Origin of the sequence: Klebsiella pasteurii (assembly GCF_018139045.1) — a bacterium.
GTDB lineage: Bacteria > Pseudomonadota > Gammaproteobacteria > Enterobacterales > Enterobacteriaceae > Klebsiella > Klebsiella grimontii.
This window is the reverse complement of sequence record NZ_CP073236.1, coordinates 3266644-3289710: the sequence shown is the minus strand read 5'-3', so window position 1 is coordinate 3289710 and position 23067 is coordinate 3266644. Positions and strand designations below refer to the sequence as shown.

General features: G+C 57.1%; 25 protein-coding genes. 6 read left to right on the top strand and 19 right to left on the bottom strand.

Annotated features, from left to right (window positions below; translation table 11 throughout):
• Nucleotides 1-3: 3 nt before the first annotated feature.
• The 11 genes from mdcG to ubiU all read right to left on the bottom strand — a co-directional run bounded on the left by mdcG (nt 4) and on the right by ubiU (nt 11117).
• Nucleotides 4-681 (bottom strand): malonate decarboxylase holo-[acyl-carrier-protein] synthase, encoded by a 678-nt coding sequence (mdcG, locus tag KCG39_RS15425; RefSeq protein ID WP_087828338.1) that lies wholly within the window; start codon nt 679-681, stop codon nt 4-6.
• Nucleotides 678-1781 carry an acyl carrier protein gene (locus KCG39_RS15420; protein WP_142468346.1) on the bottom strand — a complete coding sequence of 368 codons (1104 nt, stop codon included), beginning with the start codon at nt 1779-1781 and terminating at the stop codon, nt 678-680. The genes mdcG and KCG39_RS15420 overlap by 4 nt, the downstream gene beginning before the upstream one ends.
• Nucleotides 1782-1799: 18 nt before the next feature.
• Nucleotides 1800-2681 carry a biotin-independent malonate decarboxylase subunit gamma gene (gene mdcE / locus KCG39_RS15415; protein WP_004125628.1) on the bottom strand — a complete coding sequence of 294 codons (882 nt, stop codon included), beginning with the start codon at nt 2679-2681 and terminating at the stop codon, nt 1800-1802.
• On the bottom strand, nt 2681-3610 hold the full coding sequence (locus tag KCG39_RS15410; protein ID WP_049112248.1) for a biotin-independent malonate decarboxylase subunit beta: 930 nt from the start codon (nt 3608-3610) through the stop codon (nt 2681-2683). Before KCG39_RS15410 ends, mdcE begins: the two co-directional genes overlap by 1 nt.
• A complete protein-coding gene (gene mdcC / locus KCG39_RS15405; protein WP_004125618.1) occupies nt 3603-3935 on the bottom strand; it encodes a malonate decarboxylase acyl carrier protein in 333 nt (110 codons plus the stop codon). The genes KCG39_RS15410 and mdcC overlap by 8 nt, the downstream gene beginning before the upstream one ends.
• 11 nt (nt 3936-3946) lie before the next feature.
• Nucleotides 3947-5614 (bottom strand): malonate decarboxylase subunit alpha, encoded by a 1668-nt coding sequence (gene mdcA, locus KCG39_RS15400; protein ID WP_049112250.1) that lies wholly within the window; start codon nt 5612-5614, stop codon nt 3947-3949.
• A 12-nt stretch (nt 5615-5626) separates the two neighbouring features.
• The gene (madB, locus tag KCG39_RS15395) at nt 5627-6835 is read right to left on the bottom strand and encodes a Na+-transporting malonate decarboxylase, carboxybiotin decarboxylase subunit (RefSeq protein ID WP_004125613.1); all 1209 of its coding nucleotides are present in this window, start codon (nt 6833-6835) and stop codon (nt 5627-5629) included.
• Between the two features lie 155 nt (nt 6836-6990).
• On the bottom strand, nt 6991-7881 hold the full coding sequence (locus KCG39_RS15390) for a triphosphoribosyl-dephospho-CoA synthase (protein ID WP_004125607.1): 891 nt from the start codon (nt 7879-7881) through the stop codon (nt 6991-6993).
• A 202-nt stretch (nt 7882-8083) separates the two neighbouring features.
• Nucleotides 8084-9091, bottom strand: a complete 1008-nt coding sequence (locus tag KCG39_RS15385) for a luciferase-like monooxygenase (protein WP_004125603.1) — start codon at nt 9089-9091, stop codon at nt 8084-8086.
• A 143-nt stretch (nt 9092-9234) separates the two neighbouring features.
• A complete protein-coding gene (locus KCG39_RS15380) occupies nt 9235-10113 on the bottom strand; it encodes a U32 family peptidase (protein ID WP_004125600.1) in 879 nt (292 codons plus the stop codon).
• Between the two features lie 8 nt (nt 10114-10121).
• The gene (gene ubiU / locus KCG39_RS15375) at nt 10122-11117 is read right to left on the bottom strand and encodes a ubiquinone anaerobic biosynthesis protein UbiU (RefSeq protein WP_004125598.1); all 996 of its coding nucleotides are present in this window, start codon (nt 11115-11117) and stop codon (nt 10122-10124) included.
• 221 nt (nt 11118-11338) lie between these two features.
• On the opposite strand from ubiU, the gene ubiT reads away from it, so the two are divergent.
• A complete protein-coding gene (gene ubiT / locus KCG39_RS15370; protein ID WP_004125595.1) occupies nt 11339-11863 on the top strand; it encodes a ubiquinone anaerobic biosynthesis accessory factor UbiT in 525 nt (174 codons plus the stop codon).
• The gene (locus tag KCG39_RS15365) at nt 11857-12360 is read left to right on the top strand and encodes a GNAT family N-acetyltransferase (protein WP_004125592.1); all 504 of its coding nucleotides are present in this window, start codon (nt 11857-11859) and stop codon (nt 12358-12360) included. Before ubiT ends, KCG39_RS15365 begins: the two co-directional genes overlap by 7 nt.
• Here KCG39_RS15365 and KCG39_RS15360 read toward each other — a convergent pair.
• A complete protein-coding gene (locus KCG39_RS15360; RefSeq protein ID WP_142468347.1) occupies nt 12347-12631 on the bottom strand; it encodes a GIY-YIG nuclease family protein in 285 nt (94 codons plus the stop codon). The genes KCG39_RS15365 and KCG39_RS15360 overlap by 14 nt on opposite strands.
• Before the next feature lie 55 nt (nt 12632-12686).
• Between KCG39_RS15360 and KCG39_RS15355 the strand changes: the two genes are divergently transcribed.
• Entirely contained in the window at nt 12687-13130 is a 444-nt protein-coding gene (locus tag KCG39_RS15355; RefSeq protein WP_004139879.1) for a YhbP family protein, read from the top strand.
• Here the strand turns inward: KCG39_RS15355 and KCG39_RS15350 are convergent.
• Nucleotides 13110-13628 (bottom strand): type 1 glutamine amidotransferase domain-containing protein, encoded by a 519-nt coding sequence (locus tag KCG39_RS15350; protein WP_004125585.1) that lies wholly within the window; start codon nt 13626-13628, stop codon nt 13110-13112. The two genes, KCG39_RS15355 and KCG39_RS15350, sit on opposite strands and share 21 nt — an antisense overlap.
• Nucleotides 13629-13756: 128 nt before the next feature.
• On the opposite strand from KCG39_RS15350, the gene KCG39_RS15345 reads away from it, so the two are divergent.
• Nucleotides 13757-14404, top strand: a complete 648-nt coding sequence (locus tag KCG39_RS15345) for an NAD(P)H-binding protein (RefSeq protein WP_004125583.1) — start codon at nt 13757-13759, stop codon at nt 14402-14404.
• A gap of 72 nt (nt 14405-14476) precedes the next feature.
• The gene (locus tag KCG39_RS15340) at nt 14477-15517 is read left to right on the top strand and encodes a permease (RefSeq protein WP_004125581.1); all 1041 of its coding nucleotides are present in this window, start codon (nt 14477-14479) and stop codon (nt 15515-15517) included.
• A 106-nt stretch (nt 15518-15623) separates the two neighbouring features.
• On the opposite strand, the gene dolP is transcribed toward KCG39_RS15340, so the two are convergent.
• The 4 genes from dolP to KCG39_RS15320 are packed head-to-tail and all read right to left on the bottom strand — an operon-like array spanning nt 15624 to nt 19247.
• The gene (gene dolP, locus KCG39_RS15335) at nt 15624-16199 is read right to left on the bottom strand and encodes a division/outer membrane stress-associated lipid-binding lipoprotein (RefSeq protein ID WP_004125578.1); all 576 of its coding nucleotides are present in this window, start codon (nt 16197-16199) and stop codon (nt 15624-15626) included.
• A gap of 9 nt (nt 16200-16208) precedes the next feature.
• Nucleotides 16209-16799 (bottom strand): DnaA initiator-associating protein DiaA, encoded by a 591-nt coding sequence (gene diaA / locus KCG39_RS15330; protein ID WP_002918211.1) that lies wholly within the window; start codon nt 16797-16799, stop codon nt 16209-16211.
• Nucleotides 16800-16821: 22 nt separating this feature from the next.
• Nucleotides 16822-17208: a YraN family protein gene (locus KCG39_RS15325; RefSeq protein ID WP_049115747.1), complete on the bottom strand. Its 387-nt coding sequence runs from the start codon at nt 17206-17208 to the stop codon at nt 16822-16824.
• Nucleotides 17166-19247 (bottom strand): penicillin-binding protein activator, encoded by a 2082-nt coding sequence (locus tag KCG39_RS15320; protein WP_004125572.1) that lies wholly within the window; start codon nt 19245-19247, stop codon nt 17166-17168. Before KCG39_RS15320 ends, KCG39_RS15325 begins: the two co-directional genes overlap by 43 nt.
• 63 nt (nt 19248-19310) lie before the next feature.
• Between KCG39_RS15320 and rsmI the strand changes: the two genes are divergently transcribed.
• On the top strand, nt 19311-20171 hold the full coding sequence (gene rsmI / locus KCG39_RS15315; RefSeq protein ID WP_123828727.1) for a 16S rRNA (cytidine(1402)-2'-O)-methyltransferase: 861 nt from the start codon (nt 19311-19313) through the stop codon (nt 20169-20171).
• A gap of 34 nt (nt 20172-20205) precedes the next feature.
• On the opposite strand, the gene KCG39_RS15310 is transcribed toward rsmI, so the two are convergent.
• Entirely contained in the window at nt 20206-22095 is a 1890-nt protein-coding gene (locus tag KCG39_RS15310; protein WP_123828728.1) for an alpha-galactosidase, read from the bottom strand.
• 99 nt (nt 22096-22194) lie between these two features.
• The gene (gene kbaY, locus KCG39_RS15305) at nt 22195-23067 is read right to left on the bottom strand and encodes a tagatose-bisphosphate aldolase subunit KbaY (protein WP_004125566.1); all 873 of its coding nucleotides are present in this window, start codon (nt 23065-23067) and stop codon (nt 22195-22197) included.

Below are 23067 nucleotides of genomic sequence, written 5' to 3'. Positions count from 1 at the left end.
GAGTTATGTTCTTATTGCTGCCGTGACCTGCTGTCGCGATCTTAATTGAACATCATTCTCACCTTTAGCCAGCAGAGTTGCGCTTCCGCTGAACCACTCTTTGATATTGATTGCGTATCCATCAGCTAAACCAATCTCGCCATCAATACGTAACTGAAATTGCTCTTCGGTATGACGTAAACAGGCCCAGCATGCTTTGAGTTCGCCTGGCGCGGTGGGAATAACGCGAATATCCAGATCTGAGTGGGTATCGCTCCACTGCCACGGCGTGACCATTTCCAGCGCCACCGAACCCCAGACCCCGAGCCGGAGCCCGTGCCAGCGCCATGCCTGTCGCAAGGCATGGAATGCGCGTATCGCATTAGTACGCTCTGCAATGGAGAGCGATGCCGTTTGCTCTGGCGTTGAGTAACGGGTTATCGCTGATAACGCCGCTTCAGTGGCCAGACGCACTCGCTGACCTTGCCAGCGCAGTGGGAAACAGAACCCAAGGGGAACACGATTCTCACTCCGCAAGCCGCGACGTACGATGCCCGGTAGCGATCCGCTGAGCAGATATTCCCACGTTTGCTGCCGCAGTACGGCAGGAAGGTGGCTGAATTCACACTCCAGCTGCGCCGCGATTTCATTCAGCGCCGAAGGCTCCAGCCAGCATAGGGTATGTCGTTGCAGGGCGGTCATCGCGCTTTACACCAGGCAGGATCGTTTTTCGCCTGCTGCTGTAAATCCCGTTGGGACTGCAGCAGAGCGTCAAACTGGGCCGTTGCCTGCGGACCGATAATATCGATGGGCGCAACGCCTGCGGTACATTCGCCGGGAACCGACTTTGGCCAGAGGCGGATATGGGTGGCCGTGGCCTCGGTTATCAGCTGCGTTGACACGTGGCAAACGCGTCCCTTAATACGCAAAATCGTCCGGGCGGTGCGCTCCACGATCTCCCGATACCGCGCGGTGGTCGCCATGACCACCATGTCGTATTCCGGCGTGGTGCGCTGGCGCTTCCAGGTCTGGATTTTGCCCTGCGGATTGCAGAGATGTCCGCTGGCGGCGACGGGAAAGCTGTCGCCGGTTGGTAAACCGCCGACGATCGCTTCCCGCCAGTCTCCGCCCTGTGGAGCGGGAACCAGCGAAATATCTTCGCGTAGCGGGATGCCATCAAGCGTCAGCCAGCCGAATTCCTGACAGCCATACATATCGTGCAGTGCATAACCCAGCGAAGCTGCCAGCGGAACCAGCGCTTCATCCAGCGGCGTACCCGCCACGATCAGCGTCAGCTTTTTCGCTAGCCTGTGCTCCAGGCCCATCTTCAGCGCCTGCTCCAGGGTGGCGCGTAAAAAAGAGGACTCACCCACCACCGCGTCCGGCGGATGCCGGCACAGGGCGATCAGCAGCGCATCCCGGCAGGAGCGGGATAAAAACGACCAGCGAAGGCCGCTCTCATCCAGCGCCTGGTGGGTAAACACGTTGACCAGCGGCGCGTAGGTCACCAGCACCAGCTGCCCTGCGGTTACGCCACATGCTGCCAGCGCTCGCTTTCCGGCGGCGGTGCGCAGCGCCAGTTCGTTGTGCGTGACGCCGACGATATTCTGAAACGCGCTACTGCCGGTGGTAAAGGTCACCAGCGCCAGGTTGAGCGGCGTATGGATCTCTTCAATCACGTGCGCAGCCGTGGGGCCGGCAATGCCTTTATCATCCAGCGTCCGGCACGGCATCTCCTCCAGAGAGGGAATGCCGGGCTGGGCCTCAAGCAGCCATTCAAGCGTGGCGATGGGATCGTTCATTTTGCTCTTCTCCCTGGCTCAGCCGGGCTGATAACGCGCCGCGACGTGCTGGTACTCTTCGCGCATTTGCGCCAGAATGACGCCACGCGCTTTTCTGCCGCCTCGCTCTTCGCCGGAGACTCCACGACCTTGTGGGCCAGTCGATGGGATACCCGCGGCCGCTTTTTGCCGGCGCACTTCAGCTATGTGTCGGGCGATGGTCTCTTTCATTGCCGGGATGGTTTTCACCAGCTCTTCAACACCGCCTAGCTGCCAGAAGAACTCTGGTCCCGCCGCAAACACCGGGTTGCTGCGGGCAAGTTCGCTCAGGCGCTCGACGTCCTGACGCGTAATGCGCGCGATGCTGCTGAGCGGCATCACGTGGATCATGGTGCCGAATTCCGAGGTCAGGCTGAGAATATGGTCGGCCTGCAGGCCGTGGCAGAGAAACGCGCCGCTTATTGCGCGACCAATGACCATGGCGACGATCGGGTGCCCTGCATGGCGTGCTTCGGCCAGCGCCAGCTGATACGCGCCGGTGGCCTTATTCATGCCGATAATCTCTTCCAGCTTGCCCGGCCCATTCCCTGGCGTATCGACAATCAGCACCAGCGGACGCTTTTCGGCAGCCGGTTTGTCTTTATCCATCGCCAGCGTACGGTAGACCGCCAGCGCCATTTTATACCCCTCCTCCAGGCCGATAACGCCCGCGTAGACGACGGGGAAGCGGGGGTTGAAGGTCATGGCGTCGTTGGCGATCGTCGTGCAGATTTCGCCGTTAATCCGTGCGCTGCCAACCACCGCGCCGGGGCCGTAGTCGTCGCAGGGGAGATTGAGTCCCGCCAGCGCGTTTTCGGCAAAGCTGCCCTCATCGACAATCAGGTCGATAGCGGCGCGCCCCTGGCCAAGTAAATTTTCCATTATGCTTCCTCCACGGACAGGCGTTGGACATTGCTCAGGAAGGTTTCCAGATCCATATCAACCAGCGATTGCGGCGCTGAATTTCCTGCCGCAGCCCAGACATCGCGCGCATCGACGGGAGCAAGCTCGTTGATTTTTTGCGTCAGCGCCATTTGGGTGCGGACTTTCGCCTCGCTGCCGATCCGGCGCATCGCTTCAATCTCAGACCACGGCAGGTCGGCAATCAGTGAAGCCTGCTGGTGGAAGGCGGCCAGCGAATCGGCAACCAGGTAGTTGCAGTCGCCGACGATATATTTGTGCTTGCCGCCGGTGGTGCGGAACACCAGTGCGCGATCGGAGGCGTCGAATTCGCTTCGGCCCATCTCCTGCTCAATGACTTCCGGGCCGGTAAGTCCGAGACGGCCTGATTCGCTCATGACGATCAGGTCGGTCGCGGCGGCGACAAAGCCCATACCGCCGAAGCAGCCGATCTTGCTGCCGATCAGGGCGACGACCGGTACGCGGCCGCGCAGGGTTTGCAGCATATCCATGCACTCGGCGTGCGCCAGCAGCCCGGCGTTGGCCTCGTGCAGGCGTACGCCGCCGGTTTCAAACGAGATAAGCACGATTGGGCGGCGTGCCGGGTCGTGAGTCTGTGCTGCCAGCTTATCCGCCAGCATCAGCGCGCCAACCATCTTTGCGCCGCCAACCTCGCCAACGGAGCCGCCGATAAAACGGCCTTCCTGAGAGATGACGATGGTCGGGTGCTGGCCGAGCAGGCCAACTCCGGTGACCATGCCATCATCGAACTCCACGGCTTCGCCCAGTACCGGCAGGTGGGGGCTGATCCATTTTGCCGCCGGGCCGATCAGCTCGGTAAATGTGCCTTTATCCACCAGACCTTTGGCGCGCTCGCGGGCGCTGGCTTCCAGAAAGCGCAGATCATTCATAATGGTTTTCTCCCGGCATGGCCTGTTGTAATGCTTGCTGAAGTCGCAGCGCCACGACGGCGGGCGTCGCGCTATTATCGTTAATGCTGACCTGCATATCGCCCAGCGGGCCATTATCGAGAAAACGGGTGAGGACGATTTCCCAGATAGCGTCGAAGCCGGTGACCGGCGTACAAATGCTGATGTCGATTCCGCCTGCCAGGGTTTTCGGTTCCAGTAACACTTCCAGATCGCCGGAACCGACGATGCCGCAGTGCACGGTGCGCGGCAGAGACGGACGGTCGCTTTTGCCGCTGAAATGATGTGATATTTGATGTAGAGCCATTTGCTATTCCCTTACCAGTTACGGAATCGAGCAGGAGGGTTGTACAGGCCGCCGGACCACTCGACCAAATCGCGAATACTCTTCGCCGCCAGCATCTGGCGGTTGGCGCGGCGTCTGTCGATGCCTAAATCCTCCGGCGTTTGCACAATGCCTGCATCGCGTAGCGCTTGTGTTTGCGCTGGGTCGGCGGCGAGGCCGATATCGGTGTAGCCCGCGACGGCGCGAATGGCCGCCATCCGCTGCTCCAGCCCTTCGCAGCGGTGCAGGTGGGCGAGCCCCTCTTCGGTGAGCACGTGGGTAACGTCATCGGCGTAAACCATCACCGGTGGCAGGGCGAGACCGGCTTTTTCCGCCAGTTTCCAGGCATCCAGTTTGTCAACGAAGGCAGGCTGGCGCTTCTCGCGAAAGGTCTCCTGCATCTGGACGACCAGGCGTTTGCCGCGCGGCATCTCGCCAATAAGCTGCTGCTGAGTGGCGTTGAACTCTTCTCCGCACTTAAGCCAGGAGCGGGTTACGTGGCGACGGCCTTTGGCATCGCAGCCCATATTCGGCGCGCCGCCAAAACCGGAAACGCGGCTGGCTGTGGCGGTGCTGCTGTTGCCGTACTTATCGATTTGCAACGTGCCGCCGATAAACATATCCAGCGCGTAGTGCCCGGCGGCCTGGGCGAAGGCGCGGTTCGATCGCAGGCTGCCGTCCTGGCCGATGTAAAACACGTCCGGGCGTTCAGCGACGTATTTTTCCATACCCAGTTCGCCGCCGAAGCAGTGAACGGACTGGATCCATCCGCTCTCGATCGCCGGGATCAGCGTCGGGTGCGGGTTCAGCACCATGTGGGTACAGGCTTTGCCTTTTAACCCCAGCTCTTCGCCGTAGGTGGGCAGCAGCAACTCAATGGCGGCGGTGAAGAAGCCGATGCCATGGTTAATGCGCTCGACGCCGTATTCGGCATAAATGCCTTTGAGCGCCATCATCGCCATCAGCACGTGGGTATCGGTGATCAACGCCGGATCGCGAGTGAACAGGGGTTCAACGTAGAATGGGCGCGGCGCTTCAATAACCGCATTTACCCAGTCGCCGGGAATATCGACGCGCGGTACTTTATCGACAATCTTGTTCACCTGGGCGATGACGATCCCCTGGCGAAAATGGGTGGCTTCGGCGATCACCGGCGTATCTTCGGTGTTAAAACCGGTGTAGAGATTGCCGTCTTTGTCCGCCTCAAAAGCAGTGATTAACGACACTCGCGGCGTGAGATCGACAAAATAGCGGCTGAACAGCTCAAGGTAGGTATGGATGGCGCCAAGTTTGATCTTACCCTGCTGAATAAGCTGCGCGAGGCGGCCATCCTGCGGGCCGGCGTAGGCGAAGTCGAGCTTTTCGGCAATGCCCTTCTCGAACAAATCGAGGTGCGAACTGAGCGGCACGGACGACTGCACCATATGCAGGCCAGAGATTTTTTGCGGGTCGACTTTGCACAGGCATTCGGCGAGAAAGTCGGCCTGCTTCTGATTGTTACCTTCAATATTGACGCGATCAAAGCTGCGGATCGCCGCCTCCAGCACCGCGACGGTATCGTTAGCATCGACGATCTTTCCAGTGCGGAAATACGGAGCCAGCAGCTTCAGGCGCTGCGCCGTGTCATCCTTAAGTTGATGCCAGTTGTGCTCTTTAAGCATGTTTTTACTCCCTTATTTCAGCAGGAATAGCGTGGAGATAAAGACCCCGGTGGCGATGGCCGAAACGATCAGGCCGCTGACGCCTGCGCCCATCGCCAGCGGCAGAATGACGGCATAGGGGTTTTCATGGCTGACTTCTTTCTGCGCGATTTTGGCGGTGGTCGGCAGGCACGAAACCCCAGCGATGCCGATGGCCGGGTTGTAGCGTCCTTTCGAGATAAGCCAGATAAACCAGCCGCCGAGCAGGGCGCCGATTGCCGATATAGCCAGCGCGCCAATACCGAGAACCAGAATGATGCCGACTTTCGGGTCGAGAATGGTTTGCGCTTCGCACAGCGTGCCGAGCAGGAGGCCGAGAAACAGCGTCGCGGTATAAGTCAGGGTGGTCTCAAGCAGCTTCTGGAACGGTTCGATCTCCGCTTCTTTAATCGCGATCCCGAGAAAGAAAGAGAGGATCAGCGGCGCGGCGACCGGCAGCAGCAGACACAGCAGCAGGCAGGCGCAGATGGTGAAGATAAACTTCGCTTTTTTGGATACGGTGGGATATTCGATATCCACTTCCATCCCGCGGTACTTTTTCGGTACCAGCAGACGCACCAGATACGGATAGCCGGCGTAGGTCAGGCTCAGATACAGGTAGGCGATAATGGCGATGGGGACAAACAGATTCGGCGCCAGAATCAAGGAGGCGAAGAGCACCATCGGACCATCCGCGCCGCCGATGGTCGCAATAGAAGCCGCTTCGTTAGCCGGGAGGCCAAATACTTCTATTCCCAGCAGCAGCGCGGCGAAGGTACCCGCTTCGGCGAACAGCGCAACGATGATGCTGGCCCAGGGGCGGAGCAGAATAAAGCTGATATCGCTCATCGCGCCGATGCCGAAGAAAACGATACAGGCGATCAGACCGTTACTGAAGGTCAGGTTATAAACCGGCTGCAGGAAGTTAATCTGCATGATGTTGACCAGCTCAACGGGGTCGCTGACCATCGGGTCGAGAATTAAGGTGCCGGTTTGCCCGCCGGCGAGAAACAGTACCCCGGCGTTAACGGCAATCATGCCTAAGCCCATCGGCACCATAATCAGCGGTTCGAGGGTGCGGCGAAAACCCATCCACGCCAGGATAAAACCCAGAATGATTAATAATATTCGCGCAATGGCTATTTTGGGATCTTCAATAAAAAAGGTACCAATACCCGAAAAGAGCTTAATAAAGATATCCATAAAATATATTCCTGATAACGCATAAACCAAGGCGTATTAGTCGTCGGTAATATTCAGCTTGTTCATTACTCTATTAACGCCAACAATTACTCCGACCACGGCAAACGAAATAAAAATCGTCATGGCATAAGTTAATAATGTATATAAATAGATACTCATATATCTTCCTCGTTAGGGACCTCTTGCAATTGATAGCAAAGAAAATACATCGCCAGGGTCAGCGCTAATAAATCTGCCGACCCGCCCGGACTGACCCATTTGTCCACGCACCATGCATTAAATTCGTTGAGCTCATGTTCTATGCCGGGGTGGCTCATTCCTCCCAGGTTGACCAGGCGCTGCGCGCGATGTTTCATTTCGTGCAGCGCAGGGGGGCCTGCGCGCGAAAGTACCGTCGTATCATCGCAGTGCGCCATTAGCGCGAGCAGCGTATGTACCAGTGCTTCACGCCAGCTAAATCTCAGCGAGAGCGCCTGGCGCAGGGTTGGGAGACCAATACGGCAGACCAGCGGAAAGCCCCGTTCTGCCTCGCCGCGAACGCCTGTGACGCCAAACGCCAGATACAGTTTTTCACCGTGGGTTCTCGGTGAACGATGAGCGAGCGCCGCAAAATCGTTGCGGCAGAGATCGAGGCAGAGCCCGGCGACGCACTGACTTAATGACTCGCTGGAAAGCGGCTGTCTCTGACCTTTCAGCCAGCCTGCGGCCGCTGCCAGAACGGCTCCGGCAAAGAGTATGCCGCGCTGAGTATTTATCTGGCGGGTGGATTGCAGCAGCCTGGATTCGTATTCAATACCGATAAGACGTATTTGGGGAAATAAATCTGCCAGCGCACCCTGATGATATTCACCGGCCTGCGCGCAAGCATAAAAACAGGGCGCTATGGCAGAACTACTGGTAATAAAAAGCCATATATCCATATCGTCATGTGCGCCCTGCGAGTGCGGCGTCACCAGGCCGGGTTTCGGCCAGGCGCAAACTTCCATTAATAGCGCTTTTAATAAGCACTCACCGATCCTTATCGCACTGGCTGTTGGTTGGCTCATGGCGGTTCTCTTTGAGGCGTGCATTTATGAAAAGTAAAACAAGAGAGAAAGTAACATCGCTCTTTTTAGAGAACAATTACGCTCGGGGTAACGTAATTACGCTTAACGTAACCAGATGAGGGAAATGGCGCGAGAAGAATGAGGTGGGTCACAGATTGTCATTCAGGCGGAAAAAAATGCGGCAAAAATGCCGCATTGCTCACTATCCGAGAAGCGCTTCTTTCACCTGCATCGCCAAATCAAATGAATGCAGGCGCGCCTGATGATCGAAGATTTGGCCGTTGACCATGATTTCATCGGCCTGGGTTTCCCGCAGGATCGATTCCAGCCCGTGGCGGATTTTGGTTTTATCGCCGACCAGCGACATGCTCAGCGCCTTTTGGACGCCATACTGCTCTGAAGCGGACCACAGTTGATGCATATTTTGCACCGGCGGCGGCAGCTGCCCGGTTTCGCCGCGGCGCAGTTTGACGAACGCCTGCTGCATAGAGGTAAACAGAAACTCCGCATCTCTGTCGCTGTCGGCGGCAATAATATTAATGCACACCATCGCGTACGGCTTCTCTAACCGTTCTGACGGCTGGAAGTGGGTGCGGTAGAGGTGCAGGGCCTGGAAAAGCATATCCGGGGCGAAGTGCGAGGCAAAGGCGAACGGCAGCCCAAGCTGCGCCGCCAGCTGGGCGCTGTACAAGCTTGAGCCGAGCAGCCAGACCGGGATCTTCTCGCCATAGCCGGGAACCGGGCGCACGTGCGGATTAGGATCGCGGGCGTCGAACCAGTCCACCAGCTCCGCGACGTCGCGCGGGAAGTTATCGACATCGCCGCTCATATGGCGACGCAGCGCGCGCATGGTTGGCTGATCGCTGCCCGGCGCGCGGCCAAGGCCGAGATCGATACGTCCTGGGTACAGCGTATTGAGCGTGCCGAACTGCTCGGCAATTACCAGCGGCGAATGATTCGGCAGCATCACGCCGCCGGAGCCAAGATGAAGAGTGGTGGTATTCGCGGCAAGGTAGCCAATCAGCACCGAAGTCGCGGCGCTGGCGATACCGACCATATTATGGTGCTCGGCCAGCCAGTAGCGGTGATAACCGCGCTTTTCCGCCAGCTGCGCCAGGTCTAAAGAGTGGGAGAAGGCTTCCTTTGCGGAAGAACCTTGCGGGATCGGCGCCAGATCGAGCACCGAGAACGAAACAGGTTTGTCAGTCATAAAGGCTCACTTTGCTACAGCATCGTCATCAGATTGAAGGTCTTCTTCCAGCCAGGCGTATCCGTGATACGCCTGCCAGAAAAGCTGCATCTTTAATAGTGCATTAAAAAGCAGCGATAGCCATTAACAAAGTGAGCGGTTAATCAGCTCTGCAATTCCAGTCCGGCCAGCCGTCGCCAGTAGCCGTTGCAGTCGCTGTTCGCCGTCAGCGGCAGCGGCGCAGCGCCGTTTTCATTGGCGCGGAAGGCCTCCAGCATCGCGAAGGTCTCGCTGCCGAGCGGCGACAGGCGAACCATATCCACCAGCCCGTTCATGGTGCTGAGCTCATTCCCGAGGTTGTAGACGTAGCCGCTCATGGTCTGAATGCCGTTGAGGACGAATACCTGCTGCTGCTCCTGCGAGAGCACGTCGCGCCCATTAGGGTATTTGATGCAGCAGGTTTCACATTCATCTTTAGGCCGGTCTTCCGAGCGCGCGGTAAAGCAGCGGGCGGAGTAGGCCAGCGGCAGGTGGCCATAGCTGAGCACCTCCACTTCAAACTGATGGCGGATGCCCAGGTCGTCACACTGGGTCAGCAAGTTCGCCAGCCAGTCACGGGAAAGCTCAACCGGCATACACCAGCGCACCATACCTTGCTTGAGCAGCAGGCGCAGGGTGACGGCGTTGTAGCAGTTGAGCGCATGGCCGGCGACGAACGGCAGCTTACGTTCCGCGCACAGGTTGACGACCCCGAGATCGCTGGCTTCAATCAGAAACTCGCCGTTATCGACATAGCGTTTAAGTTCGCCCAGCTCAGAGGAGGCCTGCACTAGCGCGAGGGTAGAAAGCACCACCTGTTTACCGCTTCCCGCCAGCGCTTTTGCCATGTCGATCCAGTCGCCGACTTTGGTGGCGCGACGTTTGCTGCATACCGCTTCGCCGAGGTAAATCGTATCCGCGCTGCAGCTTGCCGCCTGCTGATAAAAATTTTCCAGCGTCTCTTTTGGCCAGTAATAAAGCACCGGCCCTAATGAATATTTCATTGCTGTTCTCACTGCCATTTACGGTGATAGGCGCCAAGGGTGGTTTGCGTCCCCTCGGACATGGAACCGAGGGTTTCCATCCACGCGGACTGCGGCACGAAGTTTTGCGGATCGGCTTTGCAGCGATCGATCGCCTGACGCCAGACTTTCGCCACTTGGGTAACGTAGGCCGGGCTGCGCTGGCGGCCCTCGATTTTCACCGAGGCAATATTTGCCGCCATCAACTCCGGCAGCAGCTCCAGGGTATTCAGGCTGGTGGGTTCTTCCAGCGCGTGATAGCGCTCGCCGTCGACCAGATAACGCCCTTTACAGAGAGTGGGATAACCGGCGTTTTCACCATCCCGGTAGCGGTCGATCAACACTTCGTTAAGGCGTGATTCCAGGCCCTGCGGCGTTTGTTGCCAGCGCACGAAGCGCGCCGGCGAACAGGCGCCGACGGTATTCGGCGATTCGCCGGTGAGGTAGGAGGAAAGGTAACAGCGTCCTTCCGCCATAATGCACAGGCTACCGAAGGCGAAAACCTCCAGCGGCACCGGCGTGACGCGCGCCAGCTGTTTGACCTGGTGAATCGACAGCACGCGCGGCAGCACCACGCGGGCGACGTCGAAATTGCGATGATAAAACTTCACCGCCTCTTCGTTGGTGGCCGAAGCCTGAACGGAAACGTGACGCTCAATATGCGGGTAACGCTCGGCGGCGTATTCCAGCATCGCGATATCGGCGAGGATCAGCGCATCGGCGCCCAGCTGCGCCGCCATGTCGACCGCGCGCTGCCAGCGGGCATAACCATCAGGATGAGCGAAGGTGTTAATGGCAATATGCAGTTTGCGACGATGCTGGTGCACAAAGCTGACGGCTTCCTGCAGTTTCTTTTCGGTGAAATTAAGGCCGGCAAAGTGGCGGGCGTTGGTGTCATCTTTCAGCCCGATATAGACGGCATCGGCGCCGTTTTCGATGGCCGCCTTAAGCGCCGGAAGGTTACCGGCTGGGCAGAGCAGCTCCATAATTTTTCCTGAAAAACGCGGCCCGTCAGGGACGCTGGATGGTTAATGAGCTGGGATTTTAGTTAACCTTCTGGTGACAATTTTTGATTTGAGGCAGTTAAAAGCGTATTGGCGGGATCAATACCAGCGGCCCGGCATCGTGATTTTGTTGATTTACGCCGCTATGTCGTTTATTTGATATGGCACAATAGATGAACTATTGCATTCATGGAGTAAAGCTTGTGTTGGATAAACTGCGTTCCAAACTGGTTCACTTTGGCCCGTCGATGATGAGCGTGCCGGTTAAGCTGGCGCCATTTGCCCTCAAGCGCCAGGTGCTGGAACAAGTATTAAGCTGGCAATTTCGCCAGGCGCTGGCGGATGGGGAACTGGATTTTCTCGAGGGGCGCTGGTTAAGTATTCATGTGCGTGACATCGGTCTGCTGTGGTATACCTCGGTGGTTGATGGGCGTCTGGTGGTCAGCCCTGCGGCCGAAGCGGACGTCAGCTTCAGCGCTGACGCCAGCGACCTGCTGATGATTGCGGCGCGTAAGCAGGATCCGGATACGCTGTTCTTCCAGCGTCGCCTGGTTATCGAAGGCGATACCGAGCTGGGACTGTATGTAAAAAACCTGATGGATGCCATTGAGCTGGAGCAGATGCCAAAGGCGCTGCGCATCATGCTGCTGCAGCTGGCGGACTTTGTTGAAGCTGGTCTGAAAGGCCCGCAGAAACCTGAACAGACATCGGTAGGTGAGGCATGCTGATTCGAGTAGAGATTGGGATTGATGCGCCGGGAATCGATGCTTTATTGCGTCGTACCTTCGGCGGCGACGCGGAAGCGCAGCTGGTGCACAGTCTACGTGAAGATGGTCTGATCACGCTGGGCGTGGTGGCGACGGATGACGAAGGCCAGGTCGTAGGCTACGTGGCTTTTAGCCCGGTCGCCGTCGAAGGCGAAGAGCTGCAGTGGGTCGGACTGGCTCCGCTGGCGGTCGATGAAAGCTACCGCGGCCAGGGCATCGGGCGTCAGCTGGTCTATGAAGGGCTCGATTCCCTGAACGAGTTTGGCTATGCCGCCGTCGTGACGCTTGGCGATCCGGCACTCTATGGCCGTCTGGGCTTTGAACCCGCGGCGCGTTTCGACCTGCGCTGCCGCTGGCCCGATAGCGCCGAGGCTTTCCAGGTTCATCGTCTGGCCGATGACGCGCTGAACGGCGTGAGCGGGCTGGTCGAATATAGCGACCACTTTAACCGCTTCTGAGGCTTTCCAGCAGAGCCTCAAATGATCCGTCCCCGGCAACGAGGCGCTCTTTCTGGCGCTTCGTTAGCTGCTTGATACGATATTCAAGACGCAACGCTAGTGAGCGTTCACCAACTTCTTTGTTAAAGGCCAGCTGAAGCTCTCCTTTGCCACGCAGCGCTTTCGCGCCCTTGCCGTCCTGGTGCTGGCAAAAGCGGCGTGCAACATCGGTGGTAATCCCGGTATAGAGGCGATTATCGGCGGTACGAATCAGATAGAGAAACCAGCACACGGTACAGAGATCGCTATGTTAAGGTGTGAGCACCATAACATACTGGAGAGTAAAGATGGATACGCTCGCTGCTATCAGCCGCTGGCTGGGCAAACAGCACGTCGTGACCTGGTGCGTCGCCCGCGATGACGAGCTGTGGTGCGCCAACGCCTTTTACGTCTATGACCCGCAGCAGGTCGCATTTTATCTGCTCAGCGATGAAAAAACGCGCCATGGCCAAATGACCGGGGAAGGCGCCAACGTAGCCGGGACGGTCAACGGCCAGCCGAAGACCGTCGCGCTGATCCGCGGCGTGCAGTTTAAAGGCAAAATTCGCCGCCTGGCCGGGGAAGAAGAGGCGGCGATGCGTAAGCGCTACGTCAGCCGTTTTCCGGTGGCCCGCATGCTATCGGCGCCCGTCTGGGAGATTCGTCCCGATGAGATCAAGTTCACCGATAACACGCTGGGCTTTGGTAAAAAGCTGCACTGGCTGCGTGAATCAGGCGCCGAGCAGGCGTAAGGCTTCACGATTAAACGCCGGCAGGTCGTCCGGGGTTCGGCTGGTCACCAGCTGCTCGTTGTCGATAACCACTTCCTGGTCATAGAATTCGCCGCCGGCGTTTTTCACGTCGACAACGATAGGCTTCACGGCCGTCAGCTTACGCCCGCGAATCACATCGGCGCTAATCAACAGCTGCGGACCATGGCAGATGGCGAAGACCGGTTTGCCGCTGTTGACAAAGTCGCGGGTGAAGGTGACAAAGCGTTGGTCGCCGCGCAGCGAGTCCGGTGAATATCCGCCCGGCAGCAGCAGGGCGTCGAAGTCGGCAGGGCTGACGTCATCAATAGCTTTATCGATAACAACTTCGGCTTCCCCTTTTTTCCCCTTTACCTTCTTCCCCGCCTGTTTTTCAATCGTGACCACCTCGTGGCCGGCCAGACGGTAGGCGTCAGCCGGTGAGGTAAATTCTGAATCTTCAAAGTCGTCGGTAATTAATACGGCTATCTTCTTACTCATTCTTCCTCCAGTGTTTCGGTGTGGAATGAGGCATTTCCTTGATGATGATGGATAATTACCTCGTAGAGTATTAAGTCTGGAACATGAGGCTGGGATCGCAACATAGAAAAGTCTGCAAAGGAGTTTCGATGAGTCAGGTACTGTTAACGGGGGCGACCGGGTTAGTTGGTGGTCACTTACTACGAATGCTGCTTAACGCGCCGGCGATTAAATCCATTGCCGCGCCCACGCGTCGACCGCTGGCCGATATCGCCGGCGTGTTTAACCCGCACGATCCGCAGCTCACGGATGCTCTGGCGCAGGTGATCGATCCGATCGATATCGTTTTCTGCTGCCTGGGAACTACCCGCCGGGAGGCGGGGAGCAAAGAGGCGTTTGTGCATGCCGATTATACGCTGGTTATTGATACCGCGCTGGTGGGGAAAAGGCTGGGCGCGCAGCATATGCTGGTGGTCAGCGCGATGGGGGCGAACGCGCATTCGCCCTTTTTCTACAATCGGGTAAAAGGCGAGATGGAAGAGGCGCTGATTGCGCAGCAGTGGCCGCGGTTGACCATTGCTCGCCCGTCCATGCTGATAGGCGAACGCGAAAAGCAGCGGACCAGCGAGACCCTGTTTGCGCCGCTCTTCCGCCTCCTGCCGGGGAACCTGAAATCGATAGACGCGCGGGACGTGGCGAGCGCATTGCTCGCGGAGGCGCTATCGCCAACGCATGAAGGCGTACAGATTCTCTCGTCATCGCAGCTTCGTGAGAGAGCGGCGCGGTCAGGGGATTAATAATTTCCAAAATTTCCCTGAAAGCGTAGTATTCATGGCCTCAATTTAACATGACACTCCCTGGGGAATGCTATGGCTGGTCAGTCTTCATCTCAGGCGGCAGCACCGTTTCAATGGTGGAAGCCCGCGCTCTTTTTTCTCGTCGTTATCGTCGGCCTGTGGTTCGTCAAATGGCAGCCCTACTACGGCAAAGCTTTTACCGCCGCCGAGACGCACAGTATCGGTAAATCTATCCTCGCTAACGGTGACGCAAATCCTTTCGCTGCGGCCTGGGATTACGCGCTGGTCTATTTTCTGGCGGTATGGAAAGCAGCGGTATTAGGCGTGCTGCTGGGATCGCTTATTCAGGTGCTGATCCCACGTGACTGGCTGCTGCGCACGTTGGGCCAGTCGCGCTTTCGCGGCACGCTACTAGGGGCCGCGTTCTCTCTGCCGGGGATGATGTGTACCTGCTGCGCCGCGCCGGTGGCGGCGGGCATGCGTAAACAGCAGGTATCCATGGGCGGCGCGCTGGCATTCTGGCTGGGCAATCCGTTGCTCAACCCGGCGACGCTGGTGTTTATGGGCTTCGTGCTGGGCTGGCAGTTCGCGCTAATTCGCCTGCTGGCCGGACTGGCGACCGTACTGGTGGTCGCCACGCTGGTGCAGAAATGGGTGAAAGAAGCGGCGACGCAGCCCGCAGATGTGCCGGAATTGTCTGCGGAAACCGCGCAGGGCGCCTTCTTCAGCCGCTGGCTGCGCGCGCTGTGGACGCTGTTCTGGAATACCATCCCGGTTTATATTCTGGCGGTTCTGGTGCTGGGCGCCGCGCGCGTGTGGCTATTCCCTCACGCTGATGGCGTGGTGGATAATACGCTGTTCTGGGTGATTGCCATGGCGATTGCCGGCTGCCTGTTTGTCATACCGACGGCGGCGGAGATCCCAATTGTGCAGACCATGATGCTGGCTGGAATGGGCGTGGCGCCCGCGCTGGCGCTGCTGATTACGCTGCCTGCTGTTAGCGTACCGTCACTGATTATGCTGCGTAAAGCGTTCCCGGCGAAGGCGCTGTGGCTGACCGGCGGGCTGGTGGCGCTGTGCGGTGCGGTGGTTGGGGGCGTCGCTTTACTCTGATGATCTTACCGGAGGCGGCTTTGCGCGCCTGTCCGGGCTACCGGCCCACAGCCAACGGTGAACCCGTAGCCCGGCTTAGCGTAGCGCAGGCCGGGAGGCAGAACGCTTACTTGATATAGGTAAAGGCGGTGGTGACGCGAGACACGCCGCTCACCCGGCTGGCGATATCCGCCGCCGCGCGACCTTCACGGTCGGTAACCAGCCCCATCAGGAACACTTCACCGTTTTCGGTTGTCACCTTCACGTTAGAGGATTTCACCTGGTCGGTACCCAGCAGTTGGGAGCGGACTTTGGTGGTGATCCAGGTATCCGAAGACGCGGTGCCTAAGCCGATCGGCTGGCCCTGACGCACTTCGTTAAACACCTCCGTTGTCCCTTCTACGCCCATAGCGATTTGCTTCGCGCGCGCGGAGAGATCGGACGTTGGGGACTGCCCGGTCAGCAGGACTTTGCCCTGATAGGCGGTCACGTTGATGCGAGCCTGTTTCTTGATTTGTTCATCTTTCGACAGCGCGCTGTTGACGCGCAGCTCCAGCGTGCTGTCGTCCACCTGAGTACCTACCGTACGCGGGTCCGTCGCGGCTTTAGTGCCGACAGCTGCCGTTCCGACTACCGCGGCAGCAACGCATCCCTGAAGCAGTAGCGCAGACAGCAGAATGGCGAGGGGCGAGAGAGCCTTCATGTGTTCTCCTTAATCGTCCTGGTGTGGAAAAAGCGTGTTATCGATCAAATCGCACAGACAGTTGACGGTGAGCATGTGCATTTCCTGAATTCGCGCGCTGCGATGCGAGGGAATGCGGATTTCGACGTCCTGCTGCCCTAACAGGCCAGCCAGTTCACCGCCGTCATAACCGGTTAACGCCACGATAGTCATATCGCGGGTGACCGCCGCTTCCACGGCTTTCACGATGTCCCGGCTGTTGCCGCGCGTAGAAATAGCCAGCAGCACGTCGCCGGCGTGTCCCAACGCACGCACCTGCTTAGCATAGATTTCGTCATGCAGGCGATCGTTGGCAATTGCGGTTAAGACCACATTATCGGTATTTAGTGCAATGGCGGGTAAACCAGGACGCTCTGTTTCAAAACGGTTAATCATACTGGCAGCAAAATGCTGTGCGTTGGCGGCGGAAGTGCCATTACCACAACAGAGGATTTTGTTGCCGTTCAGCAGCGACTGAACGAGCGTCATCGCCGCACGGGAGATGGCGTCCGGGAGTGCTTCCGCTGCTGCAATTTGGGTTTGAATGCTTTCGGTGAAGCAGGCTTTGATTCTGTCGAGCACGGGATCCCTTAATTCGTTTACGCTATTCGCCAAAGGCGTTTTTTAGCCACTGGATGTCGTTTCCGGTGAAGGCTACCACATCGAAACGGCAATCCACAGTCTCAAAGCTCCCATTCTGTCGGCAGAGCCACAGACGCGCGGCTTTGAGCAGTCGTTGTTGCTTTTGCGGCGTGACGCTGGAGGCGGCATCGCCGTAGTTTGCGCTGCGACGATAGCGTACTTCGATAAAGACGGTGATGCTGCCGTCGCGCATGATGAGGTCTATCTCGCCGCCGCGCTCGCGGACGTTGGCGGCGATAAAACGCAGACCCTGGCTCTCCAGCCAGCGGCGCGCCTGGATTTCCCAGGCGTCGCCGGTCTGTTTACTTAGTTGGCCGCGACGATTTGCCCACCCTGGTATTTGAGCCATGACAGTTTCCTGTTGATCACGCAATCCTGCGTGGCCGTGAGATCGCCAGTATTGCCGTTCAGTTCAAAGCCGGGAACCTGGCGCATCTGCGAGAAATGGTTGGCCAGCGACCAGGCGTCGGCGCCCATGGCGTACAGACGCGCCAGCGAGTAATCGTTACGAACGGCGGCCAGCGCCTGCTGCTGCAGGGCCGGGTTACTTCCTGCCAGCATCGGGATCTCGCTATATTGCAGGCCTTCCATTTCCAGGCGGAAGTCCGGGCCGGAAGTCCCCTGGGCGCTGCGAGAGCTGGCGTACAGCGTCACGCCGCTCTGGCTGCCGTTACGCAGGGCGATCATCGGCTTGATGTAGGCGATTTGTTCCGGCGTGGCCAGAATATACGCGGCGTCGACGCCGCCAGTGCTGCTGACCGGCATATCGCTCGGGCTGCCCAGGGCGCTGTCCTGCCCTGACGGTAGGGTTGAGACCGGCGTACCGCTTAGCGAAATACCGCTGTTGACGCTGCCGCGCAGCTCGGCGGTGGAGCCCAGACGCTGTTGCAGCACCGTACCGCCCCCCAGCTTCAGCCACTCGTTGGCGAAGGCGGTAACGACCCGATCGCCCAGGGCGCCGCGCGGCACCAGCAGCAGCGGAGTCTGTTTGCCTTGATCGTGAATGTGATGCGCCGCGTCACGGGCTTCATCTTCCGGCGAGAGGGCGAAATAGCAGATATTGGCTCGGCTTTCGACTTTCTCCGGCTGATTGAGCGCCAGCACGTTCAGCGAGGTATTACTCTTGATGACATCTTCGACGTTATCTTTCAGCAGCGGACCGACAACGATGGTCGCGCCGTCCTGCTGCACCTGGGCCAGCAGCTGGCTCATTGGCTGAGTGGTCGTATCGTAGATTTTCAGTTCTGCCGAAGGGTTGGCTGGCGTTGCGGCGACGGCCTGAGCCTGCGGCGCTTCCGTCGGTTGGCTGGTAGCCTCCGGCGTCGGGGCTTGTACTGCAGCTGGCGCGGTGACCGGCGCCGCGGGTTGCGCCTGGTCGGCCGCTGGCGCCTGTACCGGGGTCTGGGCGTTATTGGTCGTCGTCAGATCGGTAACCTCCGCCTGCGATGGGCTGATCACCGTGCTTTCGGCAACATTCGCCGCCTGGGCGACCTGGGCGGGAACCGCGCTTCCTGCAACGGCAGGCGCGCCGTTCTTCGCCGCTTCAAAGCCCTGCTGGATGGTGCGGCCAAAAATCGCCGCCTGGCCGTTTAGCGGCAGCAGCAGGGCGATTTTATTGGTCGATGCGGCCTGGTAGTTCTGCATATTCACTAACTGCGTCGGGAGCATCTTCGCCCCCGGGTTTTGCGGATAGCGGGTCTGCCAGTCTTTCACACCCGCCTTGAGCATCGTCGGGTCGTTGCGGTTATCAAACCACATGCGCTGCAGGTCCAGCCAGCCCTGCAGGACGTTCTCGTCGGCGTTAATGACCAGCGCGTTGGCCTGATCTTTGGTCATGGCGGTGAGCGCTTTCCAGGTCGCGTCGATGTTTTTCTGCTTTTGCGCAGGCAGGCTTAACAGCGACTGCTGGGCAATCAGGGCCCGCAGCAGGTTCAGCGAGGGTTGACCCTGGCTGGCGTCAATTTGCGCCTGCCAGTAGCGGGGCTGCTGATTCTGCTCAAGGCTTGCCGGGTCGAGCTTGCTGAGCAGCGTCTGCGCGCCCTGGAAATCGTTCTGCGCCAGCTTCACTTCAACCGCCAGCAGCGATCTTTCGCGGCTTTGCGCGGCGTTGAGATTAGATGGCAGCTGATTGAATAGATCAATCGCCTGCGGTTTCTTACCTTCCTTCAGCAGTGCACGAATGGCAAGTAATTGCCAGTTGGTCTTGCTATCATTCGCGCTTTGCTGCATCTGTTGCAGATAGTAACTGGAGTCAGCCTGGGCCGTACCCTGCAAATATGCCGTGCTTTGGTCCGGGGTATGGGTGCCGCAGCCAGCAAAGATCAGAGCGGCCAGCAGTACGGGCAGACAACGCACGGGTTTAGAACGAAGAAATGTTGACGGTACCATATGTATCCAGTGATATTTTTTTGGCTCAATGCTCAATATTAATTCGGCAATACGGACGAGACAATGAAACAACACGAATCAGCAGATAATTCTCAGGGACAGCTCTTTATTGTACCCACTCCGATAGGGAATCTGTCTGATATCACGCAGCGCGCGCTGGAAGTGCTGCAAGCCGTTGATTTAGTTGCGGCGGAAGATACCCGTCATACCGGTTTGCTGCTGCAGCATTTTGCGATCAACGCCCGATTATTCGCGCTTCATGACCACAATGAGCAGCAAAAGGCGGAAACGCTGGTCGCGAAGCTTAAAGCGGGGCAAAACATCGCGCTGGTTTCCGACGCCGGAACGCCGCTGATTAATGATCCCGGCTATCATCTGGTGCGCACCTGCCGCGAGGCCAATATCCGCGTGGTGCCGCTGCCCGGACCCTGTGCGGCGATTGCGGCGCTAAGCGCAGCCGGCCTGCCTTCGGATCGTTTCTGCTATGAAGGCTTTTTGCCCGCCAAATCCAAAGGGCGTCGCGATACGCTGAAGGCGCTGGAAGAAGAACCGCGGACGATTATTTTTTATGAATCCACCCACCGCCTGCTGGAAAGCCTGGAAGATATTTGTATCGTGCTGGGCGAGTCCCGCTACGTGGTGCTGGCGCGCGAGCTGACCAAAACCTGGGAATCGATTCACGGGGCGCCAATTGGCGAGCTGCTGGCATGGGTGAAAGAGGACGAAAATCGCCGTAAAGGCGAGATGGTGCTGATCGTAGAAGGTTTTAAAGCGCAGGAAGAGGCGCTGCCGGCGGTAGCGCTGCGTACCCTGGCCCTGCTGCAGGCCGAGCTGCCGCTAAAAAAAGCGGCCGCTCTGGCCGCGGAAATCCACGGCGTGAAGAAAAACGCCCTGTATAAGTATGCCCTGGAGCAGCAGGGGTAAGCAGAATGCCCGGGCGATTGCCCGGGCCAATACCTTATTTAGCGGGGGTTGCTTCGAATACAAGCATCTGTAATGGCTGCAACGTGACGACAATTGGGGCCTGGTATTTATCAGGGAATGTCGAATTGCTCCCGTAGATGCTTTTTAACGTGAAGTTTGAGGTTGCCCCATGCGGAAGCTCAAATGCTTTCGTCAGATCGAGATAGTATTGCTGCGGTTTATCCGATGGGTTACGTATCCCCAGGATAGCTTTTTCTTTGCTCCAGGATGCCCAACCATACACTTCCAGCGCAGTCGGATCGCCGCCCACCCAGTGGGTATCGACTAATATATTGGCGTTAGCGCGGGACCATTTTGCCGCCTGCGCCAGGATATCCCATTTCGCTTTATTGAGCATGGACGGTGTGATGTAAAGCTCTTGTAGCTGGGTGCCGGTAGCGAAATAGCTCCATACTTGATCGGCAAAGTCGCTATCCGTTTGTACCTTCTCAAGGCCGTAATAGGCGTTTTCAGCGCTAACTATGCCGTGGTACATCAGTGAGTTAAGTGGAAATAGTGGACCTTTTCGTACGATAGAGCGCCAGGTTTCTGCATCCCGATAAGTCATCCATTGCTGTACTGGCGTGCCGGGACCGTAGAGATTAATGTCATCACCCTGACGCCAGATAGCGTCAGCATAGAACAGCCATGAGGGGCTGGCGTTGGTCCCGGTGGTTAAATTAATAAACTGATTTGGGTTGGCGCTACGCATATTATGAAGTAGGGCAATTGACGCATCGAAGTCAGATGCGAACTCACTACCTTTAATATGTGAATTTGCGTTCCCCATACCATCCAGTTTAAATGAAGTGATATGCTCTTTTTTAATTAGATTAATAACCTGTGCATTAAAGTTTTTAAAATAGTTAGGGCCGGAGAGCGCAAATTTTCCATCGACGGTTTCGAAGCCATATTCTTTAGCATGGGATACGCGAATATCCCGCGGCTTGTTATATCCGCCCCAGGGAGAAAGCCAGAGTCCGATTGAACTATGCAAACTATCGGCTTTTTCTCTTACCTTACTGAATCCGTTGCTAAAAGCCGGGCCAAATAACCATCTTCCGGTCCGATCATCCCAGCCATCATCTAACAGGAAGGCATCCAGCATTACACCGCGTCCGGTAATGAATTCCTTATTCCATTCATCCATACGCTGTAGCACTTCGGGTTCGGTATAGGTGGTAAAGAATCCAATATCCATCCAGCTGTTGTAGTGCAGATAGGGCTTATAGGGCCGCGGGCGAACCGCATCGATAAACTGGTTGACGCTTCGGCGTAGCTGATTGATTTCCGGGAATGTACCGAACCAGGTGGTATAGCTAACGGCGGTGCCTGGCTGTAAAGGTGTTTTTAGTTCAACATTAAGATTGGTGGTTGCTTCATAAGCCCAGGTGTTCACTACAGGTTTATTCGGCAATATAAAAAATGAATCAGCAATAATCGGCGAGCTATTTATTGAACCTTCTACCCACGGGGCTTGTGACTGTTTTCTGGTGGGGAAAAACGTGATTTTCGAGACCTCTTGCGCCTTCCCGAGGGCGGTAATCGTATAATCAATGCTGGCGTATTTATCTTTAACCAGATTCAGTTTTACCTCGACGTTAAAATCCGGATGAGCATAATCAATGATAATGGTGTTATCTTTCTTATCCACATGCTTTATTTTAAAGTCAGCGGCGTGAATGACCGTTTCATCCGGAAGAGTAAGAAAGAAAAGCTCTTCGGGTGAAAGCTGATGCTGTGATTTAACGTCTTTAAGCGCCATCACAGAATTCGCATCGTTAAATGAAACGGCAAGGTATTCGCTATCCAGTGCATATTGGGCGGCGAAAGCCCCGTTGGAAATAAGCAGAGCCAGTAACGAAACATTGAGCATTTTTTTCATGAGAAAAGTCCTTGTTTTCGTTTTTTTCAGAGGTAAGCAGCGTTAGCCTCCATTGGGTTAACGCTTTGGTAAGGGGGAGGTGCTGGGGGCTGGCTACACTCAGGCTTCGGCGATTTGTAAAAGGCGGTTGGCCGACCCGCATACGGCGATCTTACTGCGTACCACCTCTTTCATCGCGTTCATGCCAACGCGCATGTAATAACGCGGATCGTTACCTTGCGGGTTTTCGGCAAACCATTTTTTCACCGCAGCAGCAAAGGCGATTTTCAGTTCAGTAGCGACATTGACTTTGCACACACCCAGTTCGATGGTGCGGCGAACATACTCATCAGGCACATCGCTTGCGCCATGGAGTACCAGCGGAATATCCACCACTTCACGGATTTCCGCCAGACGCTGGAAGTCGATTTTGGGTTTTTTGGTGTAAAGGCCATGAGCAGTACCAATCGCTACGGCCAGGCTATCTACGCCCGTTAGCTCAATAAAACGTTTGGCTTCTTGCGGATCGGTCAAAAACGCGCTTTCCGCATCCACACTCATGTCGTCTTCTACTCCACCCAGGCGTCCGAGTTCTGCTTCTACGCTACAGTCGCGGGCATGGCAAAAATCCACCACCGATTTTACTAGTTTCACATTCTCTTCAAACGGGAAGTGGCTGCCGTCGATCATGGCGCTGCGTACGCCTGCGTCCACTTTCCGGCGAATATCTTCCAGCGATTCATGGTGATCGAGATGCAGAGCCAGCGGAATGCCGAAACTGGTGGAGTAGGCGCGGCATAGCGCGTAGATCTCCTCCAGCGCAATATGCTTAAAAGTACCCGGGGTTCCGGCGAGGATCACGGGTGATTGCATTTCGCTGCACACTTCCAGAATCGCCTGGATCGTTTCGGCGTTATGGATGTTGAACGCGGGTACCGCGTAGCCTTTTGCCTGGGCATCCTGCAGGAGATACTTGGTAGAAATAATGCTCAT